Genomic DNA, 22,399 nt, shown 5'->3' on the forward strand with positions numbered 1-22,399 from the left:
GCCCGTTTCTTAAAGCATACAGGCATTTCATGGCTCGCACGTTCAAAACCATCGCTTTCGCAGCCTCCGCCACCACCGAAGCGCGGAGGGCTGCAGAGGAATTGATCGCTCTTTACGGCCAATATGATCCCGAGGAAGCAGACGTGATCGTGGCGCTCGGCGGCGATGGCTTCATGCTGCACACGCTGCACAAGACGATGAATTCCGGCAAGCTGGTCTACGGCATGAACCGGGGCTCGATCGGCTTTCTGATGAACCGTTACAGCACTGAGAACCTACACGAGCGCCTCGCGGAGGCTGTCGAGAACACCTTTCGGCCGCTGGAAATGCAGACCACCGATACGGAAGGCAAGCACGTCCGGGCGCTTGCCATCAATGAGGTCTATCTTTTTCGCCAGTCTTATCAGGCCGCGAAACTGCGGGTCATCGTCGATGGCCGTGTCAGGCTCGAGGAACTGATCTGCGATGGCGTTCTGTTGTCGACGCCGGCCGGCTCCACCGCCTACAACCTCTCCGCCCACGGCCCGATCCTGCCGCTCGAAGCGCCGCTTTTGGCGCTAACGCCCGTCAGCCCCTTCCGGCCCCGCCGCTGGCGCGGCGCGCTTTTGCCCAACAAGGTGACTGTCGATATCGCCATTCTCGAGCCGGACAAACGTCCGGTCAACGCAGTGGCGGATCACGTCGAAGTCAAGTCGGTTGTCAAGGTCCGCATCGCCGAATCGGAGAACATCACGGCCCATATTCTTTCGGATCCGGATTACTCCTGGTCGGATCGAATCCTCGCCGAGCAATTCTCGAATTAGCACCGACGCCGCCTCCGCGCCTCCCGCAATCTCTTGAATTGGAATCGATTCCAGCCGAAGGTTGTGCAACACTTCAGGGTGCCCCCGGGTCCGCAAAGAGATGCCGGCACCCGAGCATCCTGCTGTCACCTGAGCGCACCAAAGGCGAAGACGATGCTCCAGCTTCGAAATTCCAGCGCAGCCGCGCGTTGCGCCTGTTGTCTGGCCTTGTTTCTCGCCATGGGCGCTTCCGCCCATGCCGACGACACCGTACTCGTACTCATGCCCGACAATATCATTTTCGTGACGAGCACCGGATATTGGGAAGAGAGCGGTGATCCGCTAAGCGTGCTTGATCCGAACGCCGCCAAGACGGAAAACGCACTGGGGGCGAGTCCCTCTGCGACGGTGCAACGGGGGTACTACAAGCTCGTCGCCGTGCGCCAGCCCGAAGGGAACACCCACGTCTTCCTGCAGCAGATCGCACTTGGCACTGCAGGACCGAAGGTCGTGTCCTCCGCCGAACTGGAAGAGTTTTCCGCGATGAAGGCCTATGTGACCGATATTCGGCCGGAAACATCGGATGGCATTGCCCGGCAGCCGGGACTGTTTGCCACTGTCTATCTGAAAACCGATCCGGCCCAGACGGAACCGGAAACCTGGACCGTGCTGATCGACGACATCGGCGACATCAAGGTCGATCGCGAAACCAACTGATCGGCATTCAGCATCAGAAGCAAAAAACCGGGCAATCAAGCGCCCGGTTTTTTGTCTTTCACGACGATTTCGCCTCAGGCGATATCGTCGACCAGGGCATCGGCGCCGCCATTGATCCGATGGGCCAGGGCCGCTTCCATGAACTCGTTGAGATCGCCGTCAAGCACGTCGTCTGGCGCGGTGCTCGCAACCCCCGTGCGCAGGTCCTTGACCAGCTGGTAGGGCTGCAGGACGTAAGAGCGAATCTGATGGCCCCAGCCGATATCGGTCTTCGACGCGGCTTCGGCGTTGGCTGCCTCCTCGCGCTTCTTCAGTTCCGATTCGTAAAGGCGGGCGCGCAGCATGTCCCAAGCCTTGGCCTTGTTCTTGTGCTGCGAGCGCTCCTGCTGGCATTGCACGACGATGCCGGAGGGCATGTGCGTGATACGCACGGCCGAATCGGTGGTGTTGACATGCTGGCCGCCGGCGCCGGACGAACGATAGGTATCTATGCGGCAATCACCCTCGTTGATGTCGATCTGGATCGAGTCGTCGACCACCGGGTAGACCCAGATGGACGAGAACGAGGTGTGACGGCGGGCGTTGCTGTCATAGGGCGAGATCCGCACCAGGCGATGCACGCCCGATTCGGTCTTCAGCCAGCCATAGGCATTATGGCCCTTGACGAGCAGGGTCGCCGACTTGATGCCAGCTTCTTCGCCGTCATGGATTTCCATCAGCTCGACCTTGAAGCCCTGCCGTTCGGCCCAGCGGGTATACATGCGCAGCAGCATGTTCGCCCAGTCCTGGCTTTCGGTGCCGCCGGCGCCGGAGTGCACTTCGAGATAGGTGTCGTTGCTGTCCGCCTCGCCAGAGAGCATGGCTTCGACCTGGCGGCGGGCCGCTTCGGCCCGAAGCGCCTTCAGCGCCTCCTCCGCATCGTTGACGATATCGGCGTCGCCCTCTTCCTCGCCGAGTTCGATGAGGTCGATGGCATCCTGCATCTGCTGTTCGAACGCTCGAACGCTGTTGATGCCGTCATCGAGTTGCTGGCGTTCGCGCATCAGCTTCTGCGCTTCGGCCGCATCGTTCCAGAGATTCGGGTCTTCGGCCTTGTTGTTCAACCAGTCCAGTCGTCGTACCGCCTGGTCCCAGTCAAAGATGCCTCCTCAGCAGGCTTATGGCCTGCTTGATTTCGTCGACGATATTCTCGATTTCGGTCCGCATTGTCCTGCTTCTTGCACTTAAATGAAATGTGCGCCGTGAATACCGGCGCCCGCCGCTTATGTAAAGACGGCGGGTGCCAGTAAGGAAAGATTAGGGCGACGTTAAAACAGTCCGCTTGAGCCGCGGTTGATGGCGTCGTTTGCCTGCGGCGAAGCCTTCAGGATTTCCTCCGGCGGAATATACTCGGCGCCGCCATCGATCACCGAGAAGCTCTCGGCCGGGCCAGTCCCGGGCTTGAAGGCTTCGATGATGGTGTCCGGGTCACCTTCAGCCGCCGCCATGCCGGTCTTGCGGTTGACCGGAATAAGGCTCATTCCTTCGGGCGGTACGAACTTGACGGGGCGCGTGCCCTGCATCGCCGCCTGCATGAAATCGTTGAAGACCGGGGCAGCAAGACCGCCGCCCGTCGCGCCGCGTCCGAGTGGCGCCGGATTGTCGAAACCAAGATAGAGGCCGGCGACCATATCCGGCGTGTAACCGACGAACCAGGCATCCTTTTCATCATTTGTCGTGCCGGTCTTGCCGGCCACCGGACGATCAAGCTTGATCTTGCCGGCAGCGGTGCCGCGCGCGATCACGCCTTCCATCATCGAAGTGATCTGGTAGGCGGTCATCGGATCAAGAACCTGCTCGCGATTGTCGGTGAGAACCGGTTCTTCCTGGTCTTCCCAATCAGCGGCATTGCAATTGTCGCAGGTACGCTCCTCGTGGCGGAAGATCGTCTTGCCGTAACGGTCCTGAATGCGGTCGATCATCGACGGCTTGATCTGCTTGCCGCCATTGGCAAGCACGGCATAGGCAGAAACCATCCGCAGCACCGTCGTCTCGCCCGAACCGAGCGACATGGCAAGCACGGGCATCATCTTGTCGTAGATGCCGAAACGCTCGGCATATTCGGCGACGAGATTCATGCCCATGTCGTTGGCAAGCCGCACCGTCATCAGGTTACGCGACTTTTCGATGCCGAGGCGCAGCGTCGACGGACCAGCCGAACCGCCGCCATAGTTTTCCGGGCGCCAGACCTGGCCGCTGGTGACGAGCTCGAACGGCGCATCGAGGATTACGGATGCTGGCGTATAGCCGTTGTCGAGAGCGGCCGCATAGACGAAGGGCTTGAAGGACGATCCGGGCTGGCGCATCGCCTGCGTCGCGCGGTTGAACTCCGACTGCCCGTAGGAGAAGCCGCCGGCCATGGCCAGAACGCGGCCGGTCTGCGGGTCCATCGCGACAAAGCCGCCCTGCACTTTCGGGGGCTGTCGCAGGCGATAGTCGCCGTCCACGTCGGTCGCCTCGACATAGATCACATCGCCTAGACCGACGACGCCTTCCGGAGACTTGGCCGACTTGCGATCGCCGGTGGAAGAACGATAGGCCCATTGCATATTCTTTGCAGTGATGCGCCCCGTCACACGATCGGTGCCGATCTTGCCGGCGCCATCCTTCTCCGGCTGGATACCGATTTCGGCGCCGTTTTCATCGACGGCCAACACCACTGCCAGTTTCCATTCCGGTACGTCGGAAAGTGCTTCGAGCTTGCCGATTGGCTCGCCCCAGTCACCGCCGATTTCAATCGTCTTCAGCGCGCCGTGGAAGCCGCGACGCTCGTCATAGGAGACCAGCGCGTTCTGCAGCGCCTTGCGGGCTTCGACCTGCAGGCGCGGATCAAGCGAGGTGCGAACGGACAGGCCGCCTTCATAGAGTGCATTATCGCCATAACGCTGGATGATCTGGCGGCGGACCTCCTCGGCGAAATATTCGGAGGCGAACAGGTGAGATCCGCCGCGCCGGACACTGACGCCCAGCGGCTGCTTCTTGGCGTCCTCGCCGTCGGTCTTGGTGACATAGCCGTTCTCGACCATGCGGTCGATGACCCAGTCGCGGCGCTCGAGCGCTGCCTTTTCGCGGCGGAACGGGTGATAGTTGGAAGGCCCCTTCGGCAGCGCTGCCAGATAGGCGGTCTCGGCAATGGTCAGTTCCGTCACCGATTTGTCGAAATAAGTGAGTGCTGCGCCGGCGATGCCGTAGGAATTCAGGCCGAAGAAAATCTCGTTAAGGTAGAGTTCGAGAATGCGATCCTTGCTGTAGGCCTGCTCGATGCGGAAGGACAGGATCGCTTCCTTGACCTTACGGTCGATCGTCTGGTCGGCCGAAAGCAGGAAGTTCTTGGCGACCTGCTGGGTGATCGTCGAGGCACCAACGGGGCGGCGGCCGGAACCGAAGTTCTGCAAGTTGACGGTGATGGCGCGTGCAAGACCGGTGATATCAACGCCCGGATGCTGATAGAAATTCTTGTCTTCGGCCGAAATGAAGGCGGCCTTGACCCGGTCCGGAATGGCCTGAATCGGCAAATAGAGGCGGCGCTCGCGGGCATATTCGGCCATCAGGGCGCCGTTGCCAGCGTGAACGCGCGTTGTTACCGGCGGTGCATAGCTGTTGAGAACCTCATAGTCCGGAAGGTCCTTGCTCACGTGGCCAAGATAGATGGCGGCAGCCGCGGCCACGCCGAGCACCAGAAATGCGCCAATGCCGAAGAAATATCCAATCAGTCTGATCATCAGCCAGATACCGGTACCCTGTTGTCGTTTCTCTGTGCGGAGCACGCGAACATGGTGGGCCTACCCCGCACCTTGTCCGAATGCAATCACGCCGAATGAATAAAACCGCAAGGGACGCCGCTGCCGATTGTACCGCAGCCCCGCACTTCGCGCCTGCGAACGGCCACCTTCTTCCGGACTACCGATCGCAAAATTCAGGTTCCGGATAGCGACCGGATTGTGAGCAAAATAGGGCTTTTCGCGTATTAAGCACGCGCATCCCCTTGAAAACGATATCGCTGTTACTTCAGCGACACAAATCACATCAAATGTTATTGCTTTGGAAAACGGGAAAACAGATCAGAGCGCATTCGCCACGACTATGTCTTAACCGCCATTTGCGACCGCCCCGCCCCGATAGTTGCGCACCGCACCGGCCAAAAGACCCGCTACTTTCTTGCGCCAAAGCGGATCGACCAGCAGCTTCTCGTCCTGCTTGTTGGACAAAAAACCGAGTTCAAGCAGGATAGACGGGACGTCGGGCGCCTGCAAAACCCGGAAGCCGGCATGGCGGTGGGGATTGTTGATGAGGTTGATCTGCCCCTCGAATGACGAGACCACGGAGCGCGCCAGATTGACCGAGAACGCCTGCGTCTCACGGCGCGTCAGATCGATAAGGATGTCGGCAACCTCGGCGGGTTCGCTCTGCAATGTAATTCCGGCAATCTCGTCGGACAGGTTTTCGCGCTCGGCGAGGTTGGCCGCCAGATGATCGGATGCCTTGTCGGAGATCGTGTAAACGGTCGCGCCGCGGATATCGCGCTGCTTGAGCGTATCGGCATGTACGGAAATAAACAGGTTGGCGCCGTGCTGGCGAGCAATCTGCACTCGTTCCGGCAAGGACAGGAACTCGTCCTTTTCCCGCGTCAGGAATGCCTTGACACCCGCTTCCTTATTGAGTGTCTCCATCAAGTCGCCCGCAAAGGCGAGCGTCACGCTCTTTTCTTCCATCTTGGTTTCAGAGCCGACCGCGCCGGTATCGATGCCGCCATGCCCGGCATCGACGGCGATCACAAATTGTCCCGTAGCCGGCGGGTCGATGACACGGCCCGCCTTGATGGCTGACACTGTACCCGTCCATTTCTGTTCCTCAAGGAGCCCCGAAAAGCGCTCCTCGGTCACACGCTCCGCATCAAGGACCAGCCGAAAGCCCCTGCCCTCCTCGTCGGCCTTCACATCCGCGACCGTGATCTCCACCGGCTTGTTTGCCGTCAGCACGACACGCGCGCTGCCGGCTCCCATCGCGCCGTAACGGATTTCCGAGAACAGGCCACGTGCCGTGAGGTCGTCCGGCTTCAATCCGAACGATGTTTCGGGCAAATCGACGATGACGCGCGTCGGGTTGGCGACGTAGTGAACGAAGAACACCGGCTTCCTGTCGAAATCGATGACCACCCGGGTACGGGCGCTGTCACCCGCGATCCGCGGGCCATAAGCGAGCAACGGCGCGTCTGCAGCTCGCGCGCAAAGTGGCGAACACAGGACGAAAAGCCAGAGCAAACATTGCCGCATCACCGCAGATAGGGTCAAACCCGCTTTTCCTTGTCGCCAACGCTTCGCCGGATGCGCGACCGGCGCCTCACGGATAATTCGGACACCGCCTCCTGATGGAGGAGTTGACTATGCACACCGCCGGTTGCCATTCCGATCATCCATGACCCCATATGGTTAACCAAACCTTGCCAAACGCGGCAAACGCCGCCGGCCACCGGTCCCGGCACCGAAAAACATGCCCCGAAGCCGCCAAAACCGGCATCGTGGCAGTGCATACCCCGACAAGCGAATCAATCAATATTATGGCCGTTCCGGCTTTTCCCTTGCCATTGTGACATAGAAAACATAAAAGCTTCACAGGGAGAAAGTGTTGACGGGATAGAATCGACAACCGGCAGCCAAAGGGTTTTTTAAAGCCCCGGCGCCAGAGCATGATCGGAACAGGTAAGACCCGGTTCAACGTGGATCATGTCTCGGACAAGCAGTCGCGCTTCATCCGCCGTCGCTCCACCTTCTCCTCGCATACTGAATCGTGAAATTCCGGCGGTGGCCGGTGCGTTTATGGTGACGATCACCGAAGGCCCGTGAGCGGGCACATTCATCGGGCCTCCAGGGCCTACTACATTGGCATTCTTGTTTGGTCATTGACGTTGTCTCAGCAGTATCGGTCAGAAGTAAACAGGCCCCGGAACGAAACCGTTCCGGCTGCCGTCTGGCTGTTGGACCATCTCCCCGACCATGCAGGAACATTCACATCCGGCGAAAAACCTGAACTGTATGGAACGTGTCCTCCGGGGCGCGATTTTCCTGCTGTTTCACAGGTGCGCCGAGGAGCACCACTTACATGGCAGAGAAAATGCTTATCGATGCGTCTCACGCTGAAGAGACGCGCGTCGTTGTCGTACGCGGAAACCGCATAGAAGAATTCGACTTCGAATCCGAACACAAGAAACAGATCCGCGGCAACATCTACCTCGCGAAAGTCACGCGCGTAGAGCCGTCGCTGCAGGCCGCCTTTGTCGATTACGGCGGCAACCGCCACGGCTTCCTGGCCTTCGCCGAAATCCACCCCGACTACTACCAGATCCCGCTCGCCGACCGGCAGGCACTGCTGAAGGCGGAAGCTGAGGAAGCGCGCCGGGATGACGATATCGAGCATGTCGAGACCGGGACGGATCTCGGCCCTGATTCCGACGAGGAAACAGTAGCTGCAACGGAAGAAACCGTTGCCGAGGCAATCGAGACCGCTGCCGAGCCAGAAGACGCCGCAGTCGAGGAAAAGCCTAAGGCCAAGGCAAAGCGCCCGCGCCGGACCAAGAAGGCGGCAGCCGAGACGGTCGAAGCCGTGGCGGAAACCGCCGACGCCGATGGCGAGGAAGGTTCGACCGGCGAGATGGCCGCCATGGTCGATACCGACAGCATCTCGGAAGAGACGCGCGGTCGCCGCCGCAATTCCGATGACGATGATGACGACGATGGTCATCAGGAGGAAAAGGAAGTCATCGAGTCCGTTGGCGCCGAAGACGCCATGGAAGAAGTGCCGGATCGTCAGGTTCGCAAGCCGCGCAAGCAGTACCGCATCCAGGAAGTCATCAAGCGCCGGCAGATCCTGCTCGTACAGGTGGCCAAGGAAGAACGCGGCAACAAGGGCGCAGCCCTCACTACCTATCTGTCGCTCGCTGGCCGCTATTCGGTGCTGATGCCGAACACGGCGCGGGGCGGCGGCATTTCGCGCAAGATCACCAACCTGCCGGACCGCAAGCGCCTGAAGGAAATCGCCCGCGCGCTCGATGTGCCGCAGGGCATGGGCGTCATCCTGCGCACCGCCGGTGCCAACCGCACCAAGGTCGAGGTCAAGCGCGACTTCGAATATCTGATGCGCCTGTGGGAAAACGTCCGCACGCTGACGCTGTCCTCGACAGCTCCCTGCCTCGTCTATGAAGAAGGCAGCCTGATCAAGCGCTCGATCCGCGACCTTTACAACAAGGACATCAGCGAGATCATCGTTGCCGGCGAGGAAGGCTACAAGGAAGCCAAGGGCTTCATGAAGATGCTGATGCCGAGCCATGCCAAGGTGGTTCAGCCGTACCGCGACGTGCACCCGATCTTCTCGCGCTCGGGCATCGAAGCCCAGCTCGACCGCATGCTGGTGCCGCAGGTGACGCTGAAGTCCGGCGGCTACATCATTATCAACCAGACCGAAGCGCTGGTGGCGATCGACGTCAACTCCGGCCGTTCGACCCGCGAGCACTCGATCGAGGACACGGCACTCCAGACGAACCTCGAAGCGGCCGAGGAGGTCGCTCGTCAGCTGCGCCTGCGCGACCTTGCCGGTCTCGTGGTCGTCGACTTCATCGACATGGAAGAAAAACGCAACAACCGCGCTGTCGAGAAGCGTCTGAAGGATCATCTGAAGAACGACCGGGCCCGCATCCAGGTCGGCCGCATCTCGCATTTCGGCCTGCTCGAAATGTCGCGCCAGCGCATCCGCGCGTCCGTTCTCGAATCGACGATGCAGACCTGCCCGCATTGCAACGGCACGGGCCATGTGCGTTCGCAGTCTTCTGTCGCCCTGCATGTCCTGCGCGGCGTGGAAGAATATCTGCTGAAGAACACCACGCACAACATCACCGTGCGCACCACGCCGGATATCGCGCTCTACCTGCTCAACCACAAGCGCGGCACGATCGTTGATTATGAAGAGCGTTTCGGCGTTCAGATCATCATCGAGGCGGACGCCCATGTCGGCGCGCAGCATTTTGCCATCGATCGTGGCGAAGCCGTCGAAAATCCGGTCAAGATCGACCAGATCATCCACTTCGAACCCGAGTCCGATGAAGACGATGATATCGTCATCGAAGAGGACATCGAGGACGAAGAAGAAGTCGCAGTTGAGGCCAAGGCTGAGCGCGCTGAGCGCGCCGAGCGCGAGCCGGCCGCACTGGGCGACGACCAGGGCAACCGCAAGCGCAAGCGCCGCCGCCGGCGTCGTGGCGGCCGCGGTATCGGTCCGAACGGCGAACAGCCGTCCGCAGAAGCCGGTGCCCGTGCCGATGACATGTCGGATGAGGATGGCGACGAGGACGAAGGCGACGACGATGCCGTTCAGGCAGCTGCCGATGACGCCCAGGATGCCGGGTTGAGCGAGGAAGAACGCCAGAAGCGCAAACGCCGCCGCCGCGGCAAGCGTGGCGGCCGACGCAACCGGCCGGACGAAGCCGAGGGCGAAAACCTTGCCGTCAGCGGCGAGACGGCGAACGATGAACTATTGGAGACAGAATTCGACGCTTCGCCGGCTGTCGCAGCCGAGGCGACTGTATCGGCTGCAGCAACAACAGAAGAGGCGTCCGAGACACCCGTCGTCGCGGAAGAAGAGGCAAAACCCGCCAAGCCGAAGCGCGGCCGCAGCAAGAAAGCCGTAGCCGCCGCTGTTGAGGAGGCCCCCGTTGAGGAAGCGACCGCCGATGCAGACGCCCAGGCAGCGATCGAAGCACAGCCGCAGGACGTCCCCGTCGCTGAGGAACCCGTCGTCGAAAAGGCGGCAGCTTCCCTTGAAGAGACCAAGCCGGTTCGTGCCAACCGCGACATCGATGCGATCGCCAGCGAACCGGTGGTAAAATCATCCTCCACCGCTCAAGACGGCGACGAACCGCCGAAGCCCAAGAAGGGCGGCTGGTGGCAAAAGCGCGGCTTCTTTTGAGCAACATCTGAAAAATCGAAACTGAAAAAAACCGGCCAGGCGATTGGCCGGTTTTTTTGTGCCCGCTCCTGTTTCATAAGGAACAGCGAAAATACCGCTCCGATGGGATTGTACCGCCGTCGACGAGATGGGCTCGTCCGACAGCAACCGGAGGAGACAAGTCATGCGACGCTTCGTTATCGCCACGGCCCTTGCCGCCGTTCCGGCGGTTTCCTTGGCAGCAACGTTTCATGCCGACAGCTACAGCCGCCAACGCTTCAATGACTATTATTACAAGAGCTATGACACCGCATATGAGCCGATCTGCGTGGTGCGGAAAATCCGTTGGCTTGACGACAAGGGCGATCCGGTCGTCCGGAAAGTCCGCATTTGCCGCTGAGGCCTGCCGCCTGGTGCATATCGAACCCTTGCGCGTCCGTTGGGCGCGCATCGCGGGCCTCAAGCTCCGGCCCAGTAAAACTGGTCAGCTTCACAGTTTGATTCAGCACCATCACAGCCTGAATCCAAAAAATCCGGCAATCATCTGATATCGTTCGATGTTACGCGAGCCAGCGAGTGATGCGGTCCATCGCCTCGGCCATGTCGGCTTCAGCGCCAGCATAGGAAAAGCGTATCGCGCGGTGTCCTTCAAGCGGGTCGAAATCCAGCCCCGGCGTTGCCGCGACGTTGATTTCCGCCAACATCCTCCTGGCAAAATCCATGCTGTCATTGGTAAACCGGCTGACATCGGCATAGGCGTAGAAGGCGCCGTCCATCGGCGAGGCGATGGAAAAGCCGATCTCTGGCAGGCGTTTCAACAGGAGCTCGCGGTTGGCGGCATAGGATGCCTTGTAGACGTCAAGCTCGGCCTCGGCCCCAAGGGCAGCTTCGGCTGCGATCTGCGACAATTCCGGCGGCGAGATATAGAGGCTCTGGGCGATGCGTTCGAAGGCACGCACCTGCGTTTCCGGCAGCACCATCCAGCCGATCCGCCAACCGGTCATGCAGTAATATTTCGAGAAGGAATTGATGACCACGGCCTCGTCGGTGACGCTGAGAGTCGTCGTCTCCTCGCCCGCAAAGGTCAGGCCGTGGTAGATTTCGTCCGAAATGAAGGCGATCCCGCGCTCGTTGCAATAGTCGGCCAGCGCCTTCAGGCCTGCCTTGCCGGTGACAGTGCCGGTCGGATTGGCGGGACTTGCCAGGAGAACGCCGTTCAGCGGTTTTCCGGTTTTTGCCGCGGCTGCCTCGAGACTTTGCGGTGTCAGCGTGAAGCCGTTTTCGGCATCCGCCTCGACTTCAACGACCGTCAGGCCGAGCGCTGCCAGGATGTTTCGGTAGGCCGGATAGCCCGGCCGGGCGATCGCAACGCAGTCACCTGGATCGAACAGGGCCAGAAAGGCCAGATTGAAGCCCGCCGACGACCCCGTCGTCACCGCGACCCGCTGCGGATCGACCTCGACGCCGTAGCGGCTGCGATAGTGCCTGGCGATCGCGATCCGGAGCGACGAGGTTCCAAGCGCATCCGTGTAACTCAACCGCCCATGCACGAGTGCCGCACGCGCCGCTTCCAACGCGGCCTTTGGCGCCGGATGGCTCGGTTGCCCGACCGCCATGGAAATGACCGGATATCCGGCCTCACGGCGCTTCGTTGCCTCGGCCAGCACGTCCATAGCGTGAAAGGGTTCGACGGAGCTGCGGGTGGAAAGCGGCTTCAACAGCACATCCTCGATGTTTTTGATCTCAGCAGCCATGTGCCTGATCGCAATGGGCTTCACAAGTACGCGAGCGCCGCATTTCCGTCGATTTTACAGTTTCGTTTGGCGCCGCGCGCCCCTATGCTGGCCTGCGAATATTCTGTTGTCTTTCAAACAAGCCGGTTGACCCCGCCTCGGCAAATTGAACGACAGACCGAACACATATGAAAAGGCTACGAGGAAAGACATGGCATTCAACGCCCGAAAGACCATCGCCGCAACGCTCATCCTGCTTTTGGCGACGGCTGCGCTGCCTCAAGGAGCGCACGCGCTGGATGACAAGCAGAAACAGGAGATCGGCGCGTTCATCAAGGAATACCTCGTCGCAAATCCGGAAATCCTCCTGGAAGCGCAGCAGGCGCTGAAGAAGAAACAGGCCGACGAGCAACTGCAGCAGGCAGAAGCTACCATCAACGATAATGAAAAGGCGATTTTTCAGTCGAAATATGATGTCACGCTCGGCAATCCGAACGGCGACGTGACCATCGTCGAGTTCTACGACTACAATTGCGGCTATTGCAAACGCGCTCTGTCCGACATGGACGCCATTCTCGAAAAAGACAAGAACGTCCGTTTCGTGCTGAAGGAATTGCCGATCCTCGGACCGGATTCGATGGCCGCGCATAAGGTAAGTGCAGCCTTCCGCGACATTGCGCCGGAGAAATACGGCGACTTCCATCGCGCGCTGCTCGGCGGAGAAGAGCGCGCGACCGAGGAAACGGCCATCGCCGTTGCCGGCAAGCTCGGCGTTGCGGAAGCCGACCTTCGCAAGAAGATGGACGCGAACACGCAGGATGAAGGCGTCAAGGAAGCTTATACACTTGCCAACAGCCTCGGCATCACCGGCACCCCCTCCTATGTCGTCGGTCGGGAAGCCGTTTTCGGCGCAGTCGGTGCTGAGGAATTGGAAACGAAGGTCGCGAATGTCCGCGCTTGTGGCAAGACCGCCTGCTGAAGGCTGATTTTGCGGCGTTATCACTTGTGGACAAAAGCCGCGAGGGGCCGTAGGGCTTTTCCTCGCGGAACCATCCGTCTATAGATAACGCTCGATTATCGGACCCGATCCCCTATGCCATCGACAATATTCGTGCTGAACGGCCCCAACCTCAACGCGCTCGGTAGACGTGAGCCGGGCATCTATGGGGCGCAGACGCTGGCCGATATCGAGGCGATGTGTGTGGAGCATGGCAAGACGCTCGGTCTCGACGTCGTCTGCCGTCAGAGCAATCATGAGGGCGACCTCGTCGACTGGTTTCACGAGGCGGGAGGCGTGGCGCAGGGCATTATCGTCAACGCTGGAGCCTATACCCACACGTCGATCGCCTTGCACGATGCCGCAAGGGCAATCGGCATCCCGGTCATCGAAGTGCACCTTTCCAATGTCCACGCCCGTGAAGAATTCCGGCACAAGTCTATGCTCGCTCCGGCGGCAAAGGGCGTGATTTGCGGCTTTGGCGCCGATAGTTACATTCTCGCGCTCAATGCGCTAAAGACACTCACGCAACAGACGAAATAAAAAGAACACGAGGCTCTCATCCATGGCTGACAAGAAACCCGGCATCGACCAGACACTGATCCGCGATCTCGCCAACATCCTGAACGAAACCGATCTCACCGAAATCGAAGTGGAACAGGAAGACCTGCGTATCCGCGTATCGCGCGCCGGGACACCGCAATACGTCTCCGCTCCGGTTCCGGCCATGGCAGCACCGGTTCAGGCTGCTTCAGCCGCTGTGGCCCAGGCCACCGCTGCGGAAAGCGCGAGGGCATCGAAGAACGCCGTGACCGCGCCGATGGTGGGCACTGCCTATCTGTCGCCCGTTCCGGGTTCGCGCCCCTTCGTTGAAGCCGGCGCCACAGTCAAGGAAGGCCAGACCATCCTGATCATCGAAGCCATGAAGACGATGAACCAGATTCCGGCGCCGCGCTCCGGCCGGGTAGTCGAAATCCTCGTTGAAGACGGCGCGCCGGTTGAATACGGCGAAGCGCTAATCATCATCGAATAGGCCATCACAGATGATTTCCAAGATCCTTATCGCCAATCGCGGCGAAATTGCCCTCCGGGTCCTGCGCGCGTGCAAGGAACTCGGAATCGCGACAGTTGCCGTTCACTCCACGGCCGATGCCGATGCCATGCATGTACGCCTTGCCGACGAAAGTGTCTGCATCGGACCGCCGCCCTCGCGCGACAGCTATCTGAACATCCACCAGATCGTCGCGGCCTGCGAGATCACCGGCGCCGATGCCGTGCATCCGGGCTATGGCTTCCTGTCGGAGAATGCCAAGTTCGCCGATATCCTCGACGCGCATGGCATCACGTTCATCGGTCCGACGGCCGATCACATCCGCATCATGGGCGACAAGATCACGGCGAAGGAAACCGCCAAGTCCCTTGGCATTCCCGTCGTTCCCGGCTCCGCCGGCGAGGTGAAGCCGGAGAACGCGCTGGAAATCGCCCGCAAAATCGGCTTTCCCGTGCTGATCAAGGCGACGGCCGGCGGCGGCGGACGCGGCATGAAGGTGGCCCGCAGCGAGGACGATCTGTCCGAAGCCGTTTCCACCGCCCGTTCGGAAGCTCTGGCCGCGTTCGGCAATGACGCAGTTTATATGGAAAAATACCTCAGCAAGCCGCGCCATATCGAGATACAGGTGATCGGCGATGGCGAAGGCAATGCGATCCATTTGGGCGAACGCGACTGCTCGCTGCAGCGCCGCCACCAGAAGGTCTGGGAAGAAGCCAACTCCCCGGCGCTTAATGTCGAGCAGCGGATGAAGATCGGCGAAATCTGCGCCGACGCCATGCGCAAGCTGAAATATCGCGGCGCAGGCACCATCGAGTTCCTCTACGAGAACGGCGCGTTCTACTTCATCGAGATGAACACCCGACTGCAGGTGGAACACCCGATCACCGAGGCGATCACCGGCATCGACCTTGTCCACGAGCAGATCCGCGTCGCTTCCGGCGCCGGCCTGTCGGTGACACAGGAAGAGGTGGTATTCTCCGGCCATGCCATCGAATGCCGCATCAATGCCGAGGACCCGCGCACTTTCGTGCCCTCGCCCGGCACGATCACGCATTTTCATGCACCTGGCGGTCTCGGCGTGCGCGTCGATTCCGGCGCTTATCAGGGCTATCGGATTCCGCCCTATTATGACAGTCTGATCGGCAAGCTGATCGTGCACGGACGTACCCGCGTCGAATGCATGATGCGCCTGCGCCGGGTGCTGGACGAATTCGTCATCGACGGCATCAAGACGACGCTGCCGCTGTTTCAGGACCTGATCAACAATCAGGACATCGCCAACGGCGATTACGACATCCACTGGCTGGAGCACTATCTGGCCCAGCCGTCCGAATGAGGTTTTGAATGAAAGGGACCCGCAGCAGGCCGCCGGACATTACCCCGGATTTGCTGTTGCGGGCCTATTCCATCGGCCTTTTCCCGATGGCGGATTCGGCCAACGACCCGGAGCTTTTCTGGGTCGAGCCGGAACTGCGCGGCATCATTCCGCTCGACAACTTCCATGTTTCTAAAAGCCTCGCGAAGACGATAAGGCGCGCACCTTTCGATATCCGTTACGACACGGCCTTCGAGGAGGTCATGGAAGGCTGCGCTGCCCCTGCCCCGGACCGGCCGACAACCTGGATCAACGCCAAAATCCGCTCGCTCTACGCCACGCTGCACGGCATGGGACACGCTCACTCCGTGGAAGCATGGGAGGGGGAGGAACTGGTCGGAGGGCTCTATGGGGTCTCGCTCGGCTCGGCCTTCTTCGGCGAAAGCATGTTCTCGCGCCGCACGGACGCCTCGAAGATCTGCCTCGTCCATCTGGTCGAGCGCCTGCGCAACCGCGGCTTTACGCTGCTCGACACGCAATTTACCACCGAACACCTGAAAAGCTTCGGCGCCATCGACGTGCCCAAAGCGCGCTACGAAAAGATGCTGGCGCGCGCCATCGCTTCGCCACATCTGAAATTCTGAAAATCGGGTTGGTGTTTACTAGTTGGCCGCTGCGTCCGGCGGCGGCAGATCGGACTTTGCCTTACAGTTGTTCAGCCAGACGTCATAGACCGGATGTTCGACGGCATTCAGGCCGGGGCTGTCGGCAAACATCCAGCCAGTAAAGATGCGGCGGATCTTGCGGTCGAGGGTGATCTCGTCGACCTCGACGAAGGTGTCGGTCTTTGGCGCCTCGGTATCGTCGCGGCTGTAGCAGACGCGCGGCGTCACCTGCAGGGCGCCGAACTGAACCGTCTCGCCGATATAGACGTCGAAGGTGGTAATGCGGCCGGTGATCTTGTCGATGCCGGAAAAGACGGCGACCGGATTGGTGATCCGCGCCGCCTCGGCAACCACAGCCATGGAGAGAAGCGAGCTACCGGCAATCGCGAACAGGGCAGCCGCCGCAAAGGCCCGGCGCATCTGAATTCGCTGATTTGAAATTACCATTTACGCCCGTCTCCCGCGCGATCCCGACAAAGTACCGGGTATCAGGCGCTAAACATGAAATGTGGCCGAGGCATGATGCCACGGGTGCAATCGAAAGTCGGAAAACGCCCGCCTTGAAACTCTGCTCAGGACCGTGGCGTCCAGGCATCATAATCGCCGGTCACCCGCGGACGCTCGCCATTCTTGCTGATCGAGCCTTGGGGACGATAGGCATCGGCGGTACCGGTGGCGTTCATACGATGCGGCTTCTGCCACTCGCGCGGCTGATAGTTTTCGTCGGCGGGCGAAACATCGGTGCGGTGATGCATCCAGCCATGCCAGCCCGGCGGAATGGCCGAAGCCTCGGCATAACCGTTGTAGATCACCCAACGGCGCGTGCGGCCTTCGGAGTCCTTGCCGCCCTCGTAATAGACGTTACCGGCAGCATCTTCGCCGACCCGCTTGCCGAAGCGCCAGGTATGAAAGCGCGTGCCGATCGTCTGTCCATTCCACCAGGTAAAAATCTGCAGCAGAGACTTCATGATGTCCGTCCTTGACCGCGCCAAAACAACCGCGCGGGATATCCTAGAGTGCTGCTCCGCTTATGCCGTGCAGCCTGTTCAATGTCCAGTGATTCCGTTGCCGCAGCGTCATTTCAAACGGATCTTGAAGCCGGAACGAGAGGGCGAAACCGGCTCGTCCAGCGCGCCGGACATCGACGCGAAACGCCCAATTCTTAGCCGAGGGGCTTTTCCATGATGATCGCGGGGATGCCCGACTCGCGACCGCCGCAATTTTTGGTCTCGCCGATTTTGACGAAGCCATGCGCCTCATAGAAAGCGATGGCCGCATGGTTCGCGGGCTCGACCTCGAGCTGCATGAACTCGGCATTGGGAAAGCAGGTTTCGAGTTCGGCGAACATGTCACGGCCGATGCCCTGCCGCTGGAATTTCGGCAGAACATAGAGCTGATGGAGGATGGCGCCCTTCTTCAGAGTTTCGGACATGGCGGCAAACCCCATGCCGCCGATCTCCTTGCCGTTGTCCGCCACCACGAATTCCGCATTCTTGCGGGCAAGCCTGGCCTTCAGTGCCGGCACGGAATGCCACTTAGCTGTCAGCTCGGCGATCTTGTCGGCGCCATAGAGGGCGTCATAGGTCGCGTGCCATGTTTCACCAAGAAGCACGCTCACTTTCGCCAGATCGCGCTCCGAGGCAGTGCGGACGAAGAACACCGGGTTACTCCTCGATGCCGAGCTTGGCCTTGACCAGAGCCTGTACGGCTTGCGGGTTGGCCTTGCCGCCGGTCGCCTTCATCACCTGGCCGACGAACCAGCCGGCAAGCGAGGGCTTCGCCTGAACCTTGGCGACCTGATCGGGATTGGCAGCGATGATCTCATCGACGGCCTTTTCGATGGCGCCGGTGTCGGTCACCTGCTTCATGCCGCGCGATTCGACCAGTTCCGCCGGATCGCCGCCCTCGTTCCAGACGATTTCGAACAGGTCCTTGGCGATCTTGCCGGAGATCACTTCCGACTTGATGAGGTCAAGGATGCCGCCGAGCTGGGCAGGCGAAACCGGAGTCTCTTCAATGCCTTTGCCGGCTTTGTTCAAGGCGCCGAGCAGGTCGTTGATCACCCAGTTCGCGGCAATCTTGCCATCGCGGCCGGCAGCAACGGCCTCGTAATAGTCGGCGATCGCCTTTTCCGAGACGAGCACGGACGCGTCATAGACCGACAGGCCGAGTTCGCGCACGAAACGCTCTTTCTTGTCATCCGGCAATTCCGGCAGATGCGCCTTCAGATCCTCGATGAAGGCATCGTCGAACTCCAGCGGCAGAAGGTCCGGATCGGGGAAATAGCGGTAGTCATGCGCGTCTTCCTTGGAGCGCATCGAGCGGGTCTCGCCCTTGTTCGGGTCGAACAGGCGGGTTTCCTGATCGATCGTGCCGCCATCCTCCAGGATGGCGATCTGGCGGCGGGCTTCGTATTCGATGGCCTGGCCGATGAAGCGGATGGAATTGACGTTCTTGATCTCGCAGCGCGTGCCGAACCCTTCGCCCGGACGGCGCACCGAGACGTTGACGTCAGCGCGCATCGAGCCCTCGTCCATGTTGCCGTCGCAGGTGCCGAGATAGCGCACGATCGAGCGCAGCTTGGTCATGTAGGCCTTGGCCTCGTCCGAGGAGCGCATATCGGGCTTGGAAACGATCTCCATCAGCGCCACGCCCGAGCGGTTGAGATCGACATGGGACATGGTCGGATTCTGGTCGTGCATCGACTTGCCCGCATCCTGCTCCAGATGCAGCCGCTCGATACCGACCTCGACATCCTCGAACTGGCCCTGCCGATCGGGGCCGACTGAAATGATGATCTTGCCCTCGCCGACGATCGGGTCCTTGAACTGGGAAATCTGGTAGCCCTGCGGCAGGTCCGGATAGAAATAGTTCTTGCGATCGAAGATCGAGCGCTTGTTGATCTTAGCCTTCAAGCCAAGCCCGGTGCGCACTGCCTGCTTGACGCATTCCTCGTTGATGACCGGCAGCATGCCGGGCATGGCGGCATCGACGAGCGAAACGTTGGAGTTCGGCGCATTGCCGAAGGTCGTGGACGCACCCGAAAACAGCTTCGACTTGCTCGTCACCTGGGCATGCACTTCCATGCCGACAATGATTTCCCAGTCGCCGGTGGCGCCTGGAATATAGCGTTTCGGATCGGAAATGCGGACATCGACAAGGGTCATGGAATGCTCTTCTGTAAGCTCGAAATCGTGACCTTCTCGGTAGAACAATTGGCTGGGGGGTGCAAGGCTTGTCGCATCCTGCGTGACGCATTGATGCCTACAATACGGGCGTTTGCGATCTGTTCAATTTTTTCCGGCACTCTGTCTCGATGACCGTCTGCCTGTCGCTCCTAGTCCTGTTCCTCATCCTGAACATCATGACGTTTTGCGTCTTCTGGTGGGACAAGATCGCTGCGAGCGGCGGAAAGCGGCGCGTCTCGGAAAACGATCTTTTGAGTCTTGCGCTTTTCGGTGGCAGCCTCGGCGGCTGGGCCGCTCAAAGGCTTTTGCGGCATAAGACCCGAAAGGAACCGTTCCGCGCCCGGCTGGCAGCGATTCTCGTCCTGCACGCCGCCATTCTTTCTGTCGGGCTTCTGGCATTGCCATGGGTGCTGGCTGGTCACGTTTTCAACTCGTAACGCGCGCCGCATAACCGGCAATCCCGTTAACTCCGGCAGCGATGGCTTGACGTGCGGATCGATTCGTAACTATTGTTATTACATGAAACGAAACAGCCGCCTTTCCGCAGTGCTGCATGCGCTGCTGCACATGGCAGAACGCGATCGCCCGATGACATCGGAAGAACTCGCGGCCTGCCTTCACACCAATCCCGTCGTCGTCCGGCGCACCATGGCCGGGCTGCGCGAAGCCGGGCTCGTCACCTCCGGCCGTGGCCACGGCGGGGGGTGGACGCTTGGCCGCCCGCTGGAAGACGTGACCATGCATGACATCTACGCAGCACTTGGCGAACCGATGCTGTTCCAGATGGGCAATGCCACCGAAAGCCCGGGCTGCCTCGTCGAACAAGTGGTCAATTACGCGCTGGACGATGCATTTCGTGATGCCGAAGCCATGCTGATTGCGCGCCTTGGTGAAGTGACGCTCGCCACGCTGGCCGACGATTTCAAGAGGCGCTTTGCCGAACACAGGGCCGCGCTGAAACAGCCCGGCTGACAGTCACCATCTCCGTTTTGCGCTTTCCGGTTTCCCTCTCGGGCTTCCGGCCGGCGAAGCCATGAAAGGGAAGACTATGCAACAGGATGCAATCATCATCGGTGGCGGTTTTGCAGGCTTGTCTGCCGCTTACATTCTCGGTCGCGCGAGGCGACATGTGACGATCATCGATAGTGGAACGCCACGCAACCGCTTCGCAGCGCATTCGCATGGCGTGCTGGCGCTCGACGGCAAATCGGGGCTGGAGATCCTGGCCGACGCTCGGAGACAGCTTGCCGCCTACCCGACGGTAACTTTCATCGAAGGACAGGCTGACTCTGCGGGAGGCACGATAGATAATTTCCACGTTCACCTTGCGGGACGGGAGCCCATCACCGCCAGGCGCCTGCTGCTTGCAACTGGCATGGAAGACCGCCTGCCCGAGATTCCGGGCCTGAAGGAACGCTGGGGCAAGACAGTGCTGCATTGCCCCTATTGCCACGGTTACGAAATCAACGGCGGGCCGATTGGGGTCATAGCAATGCATTCGATGTCGGCGCATCAGGCGGTCGTCGTTGCCGACTGGGGTGATGTCACGTTGTTCACCAACGGCATGCCCGAGCCGGATGAGGCGGCACTTTCCCTGCTTGAAAGACGTAATGTCACCCTTCAGGCAGGCGCCGTCAGCGCGATCGAGACAGGCGCGGACGAGATGCTGAGGGTGCGCCTGGCAAACGGCCGGGTCTTCGAGGTGAAGGCCTTGTTCGTCGGACCGGACATGCATATCCGCGGTCCCTTCGCCGAAAACCTCGGCTGCCGGCTGGAGGAAACGCCGGCTGGCAAGATCATCGCCACGGATGCCGTCAAGGCGACCAGTGCTGCGGGCGTCTATGCCGCGGGAGACATTGCCCGCGCCTTTGGCAACATCACGCTTTCTTCCGCCGATGGGGTGATGGCAGGGCTCGGGGTTCATCAATCGCTGATGTTCGCCGAAGCGCATCCTTGACGGACTGGCCGCCGGTGAGCTCAAAACCACTGCTGCCCCGATTGAACAGCAGGCTCTTCCAACAACTTTCTCATGCCGACGGACTCGACGTCCCTGTCGAGTTTTGGCGCATAGGCAGTCGAAAGCCAGCTGACCGAATATCCGTGTTTGCGGAAGAAGCCGATCGCGGGGGAATTTTGTGAATGGGTCTTGATAACGGACGCCTCGAACCCTTCGACGAGAATACGGCGCTCCAATTCGGCAAGCAGGACGGAGCCAAGGCCATTCCGTTGCACCGCAGGCCTTATCCAGAGGTCGGAGATATGGCCGTCATTGTCTTCGCGCGCCGCCCAGCCGGCGGCTTCGCCGCCGGATTCGACGACGCTGACTGAAAACCACTTCGATCGCAAAAAGGACAGGAACGCCAGTTCCGCCACGCGGCGCATCGCCGACGCATCCGCAACGCCCGAAACGGCCTTCTCCCAAGCCTCGAGCCCGATCGCCGTCAAGACGAGGATTTCTTCTTCGCGCGCTGGGCGGACGCTGATCATGCGGCGGATCCTTTCCGCTTCAATAGAACATTCGAAGCGAGTCTTGGCCAGACCGGTGCCGATCAAAGGAATTTTCGCAGTCCCACCTTTTCCACAACGGCACCCACCACATCCCAGTCGGCAGGTGCCTGCCAGCAGATATCGAATGTCATCCGATGATAGAAAGACAAAGCTGGCGAATTGTCCCGGTGGGTTTCGAGCACAGCAACCGTGCCGCCTTTGGTCCGGATAAGTTGGCACGCTTCAGCCACCAATGCTGTTGCTACCCCTCGACGCTGAAACTGCGGCGACACCCAAAGATCGGCGATTTCGCCACGCGCGGCGATGACGCCGCACCAGCCCGCGATATTGCCGTCAACCTCCGCGATTATCGCGTGTGGGATGCATTTGGCGGACATTTCTGCAAAAATACGGCGAGCACCGTTCAGGACTTCCACAGAAGTCCAGTGCGGCTCAACCGGATTGGCGGCAAAAGCCTCCAGGCTGGTTCG

Annotated in this window: 22 protein-coding genes; 12 read left to right on the plus strand and 10 right to left on the minus strand. The window is 60.4% G+C overall.

All coding sequences use genetic code 11. From position 1 onward, the window contains the following. Window positions 1–29: 29 nt before the first annotated feature. Window positions 30–803, plus strand: coding sequence for an NAD kinase (locus ACSQ2Z_RS13615; protein ID WP_436081678.1), 774 nt, complete (start codon window positions 30–32; stop codon window positions 801–803). A 153-nt stretch (window positions 804–956) separates the two neighbouring features. Continuing rightward, window positions 957–1,499, plus strand: a complete 543-nt coding sequence (locus ACSQ2Z_RS13620; RefSeq protein ID WP_436081679.1) for a hypothetical protein — start codon at window positions 957–959, stop codon at window positions 1,497–1,499. Window positions 1,500–1,573: 74 nt separating this feature from the next. On the opposite strand, the gene prfB is transcribed toward ACSQ2Z_RS13620, so the two are convergent. The 3 genes from prfB to ACSQ2Z_RS13635 all read right to left on the minus strand — a co-directional run bounded on the left by prfB (window position 1,574) and on the right by ACSQ2Z_RS13635 (window position 6,811). Continuing rightward, window positions 1,574–2,705 (minus strand): peptide chain release factor 2 gene (prfB, locus tag ACSQ2Z_RS13625; RefSeq protein ID WP_436081680.1). Its coding sequence is split into 2 segments (ribosomal slippage): window positions 1,574–2,635 and window positions 2,637–2,705, totalling 1,131 coding nucleotides; the frame shifts between segments, so codons are not numbered across the junction. A gap of 101 nt (window positions 2,706–2,806) precedes the next feature. Continuing rightward, window positions 2,807–5,260: a penicillin-binding protein 1A gene (locus tag ACSQ2Z_RS13630; RefSeq protein ID WP_436081681.1), complete on the minus strand. Its 2,454-nt coding sequence runs from the start codon at window positions 5,258–5,260 to the stop codon at window positions 2,807–2,809. 366 nt (window positions 5,261–5,626) lie between these two features. Continuing rightward, entirely contained in the window at window positions 5,627–6,811 is a 1,185-nt protein-coding gene (locus ACSQ2Z_RS13635; RefSeq protein WP_436083073.1) for an N-acetylmuramoyl-L-alanine amidase, read from the minus strand. Between the two features lie 826 nt (window positions 6,812–7,637). Between ACSQ2Z_RS13635 and ACSQ2Z_RS13640 the strand changes: the two genes are divergently transcribed. Together ACSQ2Z_RS13640 and ACSQ2Z_RS13645 are read left to right on the plus strand one after the other, a co-directional pair. Next, a complete protein-coding gene (locus ACSQ2Z_RS13640; RefSeq protein ID WP_436081682.1) occupies window positions 7,638–10,493 on the plus strand; it encodes an Rne/Rng family ribonuclease in 2,856 nt (951 codons plus the stop codon). Window positions 10,494–10,656: 163 nt separating this feature from the next. Then, window positions 10,657–10,872, plus strand: a complete 216-nt coding sequence (locus tag ACSQ2Z_RS13645; protein WP_436081683.1) for a hypothetical protein — start codon at window positions 10,657–10,659, stop codon at window positions 10,870–10,872. Between the two features lie 160 nt (window positions 10,873–11,032). Here ACSQ2Z_RS13645 and ACSQ2Z_RS13650 read toward each other — a convergent pair whose 3' ends face one another. Next, entirely contained in the window at window positions 11,033–12,226 is a 1,194-nt protein-coding gene (locus ACSQ2Z_RS13650; protein WP_436081684.1) for a pyridoxal phosphate-dependent aminotransferase, read from the minus strand. A 190-nt stretch (window positions 12,227–12,416) separates the two neighbouring features. On the opposite strand from ACSQ2Z_RS13650, the gene ACSQ2Z_RS13655 reads away from it, so the two are divergent. The 5 genes from ACSQ2Z_RS13655 to aat all read left to right on the plus strand — a co-directional run bounded on the left by ACSQ2Z_RS13655 (window position 12,417) and on the right by aat (window position 16,212). Beyond that, the gene (locus ACSQ2Z_RS13655; protein WP_436081685.1) at window positions 12,417–13,184 is read left to right on the plus strand and encodes a DsbA family protein; all 768 of its coding nucleotides are present in this window, start codon (window positions 12,417–12,419) and stop codon (window positions 13,182–13,184) included. Between the two features lie 114 nt (window positions 13,185–13,298). Next, on the plus strand, window positions 13,299–13,745 hold the full coding sequence (aroQ, locus tag ACSQ2Z_RS13660; RefSeq protein WP_436081686.1) for a type II 3-dehydroquinate dehydratase: 447 nt from the start codon (window positions 13,299–13,301) through the stop codon (window positions 13,743–13,745). A 22-nt stretch (window positions 13,746–13,767) separates the two neighbouring features. After that, window positions 13,768–14,235, plus strand: coding sequence for an acetyl-CoA carboxylase biotin carboxyl carrier protein (gene accB / locus ACSQ2Z_RS13665; RefSeq protein ID WP_436081687.1), 468 nt, complete (start codon window positions 13,768–13,770; stop codon window positions 14,233–14,235). Window positions 14,236–14,245: 10 nt separating this feature from the next. Beyond that, on the plus strand, window positions 14,246–15,589 hold the full coding sequence (gene accC / locus ACSQ2Z_RS13670) for an acetyl-CoA carboxylase biotin carboxylase subunit (RefSeq protein WP_436081688.1): 1,344 nt from the start codon (window positions 14,246–14,248) through the stop codon (window positions 15,587–15,589). 8 nt (window positions 15,590–15,597) lie between these two features. Continuing rightward, entirely contained in the window at window positions 15,598–16,212 is a 615-nt protein-coding gene (gene aat / locus ACSQ2Z_RS13675; protein ID WP_436081689.1) for a leucyl/phenylalanyl-tRNA--protein transferase, read from the plus strand. Window positions 16,213–16,230: 18 nt separating this feature from the next. Here aat and ACSQ2Z_RS13680 read toward each other — a convergent pair whose 3' ends face one another. The 4 genes from ACSQ2Z_RS13680 to gatB form a co-directional block, all read right to left on the minus strand. Continuing rightward, a complete protein-coding gene (locus tag ACSQ2Z_RS13680; RefSeq protein ID WP_436083074.1) occupies window positions 16,231–16,653 on the minus strand; it encodes a DUF2155 domain-containing protein in 423 nt (140 codons plus the stop codon). Window positions 16,654–16,805: 152 nt separating this feature from the next. Continuing rightward, window positions 16,806–17,204: an NADH:ubiquinone oxidoreductase subunit NDUFA12 gene (locus tag ACSQ2Z_RS13685; protein ID WP_436083075.1), complete on the minus strand. Its 399-nt coding sequence runs from the start codon at window positions 17,202–17,204 to the stop codon at window positions 16,806–16,808. 191 nt (window positions 17,205–17,395) lie between these two features. Further along, complete coding sequence (locus ACSQ2Z_RS13690; RefSeq protein ID WP_436081690.1) at window positions 17,396–17,893, minus strand: N-acetyltransferase family protein; 498 nt, start codon at window positions 17,891–17,893, stop codon at window positions 17,396–17,398. Window positions 17,894–17,897: 4 nt separating this feature from the next. Continuing rightward, window positions 17,898–19,400 carry an Asp-tRNA(Asn)/Glu-tRNA(Gln) amidotransferase subunit GatB gene (gatB, locus tag ACSQ2Z_RS13695; RefSeq protein ID WP_436081691.1) on the minus strand — a complete coding sequence of 501 codons (1,503 nt, stop codon included), beginning with the start codon at window positions 19,398–19,400 and terminating at the stop codon, window positions 17,898–17,900. A gap of 149 nt (window positions 19,401–19,549) precedes the next feature. Between gatB and ACSQ2Z_RS13700 the strand changes: the two genes are divergently transcribed. From ACSQ2Z_RS13700 to ACSQ2Z_RS13710, 3 genes are all read left to right on the plus strand, one after another. Continuing rightward, window positions 19,550–19,858 carry a DUF1294 domain-containing protein gene (locus tag ACSQ2Z_RS13700; RefSeq protein ID WP_436081692.1) on the plus strand — a complete coding sequence of 103 codons (309 nt, stop codon included), beginning with the start codon at window positions 19,550–19,552 and terminating at the stop codon, window positions 19,856–19,858. 82 nt (window positions 19,859–19,940) lie between these two features. Continuing rightward, the gene (locus ACSQ2Z_RS13705) at window positions 19,941–20,393 is read left to right on the plus strand and encodes an Rrf2 family transcriptional regulator (protein ID WP_436081693.1); all 453 of its coding nucleotides are present in this window, start codon (window positions 19,941–19,943) and stop codon (window positions 20,391–20,393) included. Window positions 20,394–20,469: 76 nt separating this feature from the next. Next, window positions 20,470–21,378, plus strand: coding sequence for an NAD(P)/FAD-dependent oxidoreductase (locus ACSQ2Z_RS13710; RefSeq protein ID WP_436081694.1), 909 nt, complete (start codon window positions 20,470–20,472; stop codon window positions 21,376–21,378). A 20-nt stretch (window positions 21,379–21,398) separates the two neighbouring features. Here the strand turns inward: ACSQ2Z_RS13710 and ACSQ2Z_RS13715 are convergent, their stop codons facing one another. Continuing rightward, a complete protein-coding gene (locus tag ACSQ2Z_RS13715; protein ID WP_436081695.1) occupies window positions 21,399–21,908 on the minus strand; it encodes an N-acetyltransferase family protein in 510 nt (169 codons plus the stop codon). A gap of 62 nt (window positions 21,909–21,970) precedes the next feature. Next, window positions 21,971–22,345: a GNAT family N-acetyltransferase gene (locus ACSQ2Z_RS13720; RefSeq protein WP_436081696.1), complete on the minus strand. Its 375-nt coding sequence runs from the start codon at window positions 22,343–22,345 to the stop codon at window positions 21,971–21,973. Between the last annotated feature and the right edge of the window lie 54 nt (window positions 22,346–22,399).

It is taken from the genome of Pararhizobium sp. LjRoot235 (assembly GCF_964254145.1).
Classification (GTDB): Bacteria; Pseudomonadota; Alphaproteobacteria; order Rhizobiales; family Rhizobiaceae; genus Pararhizobium.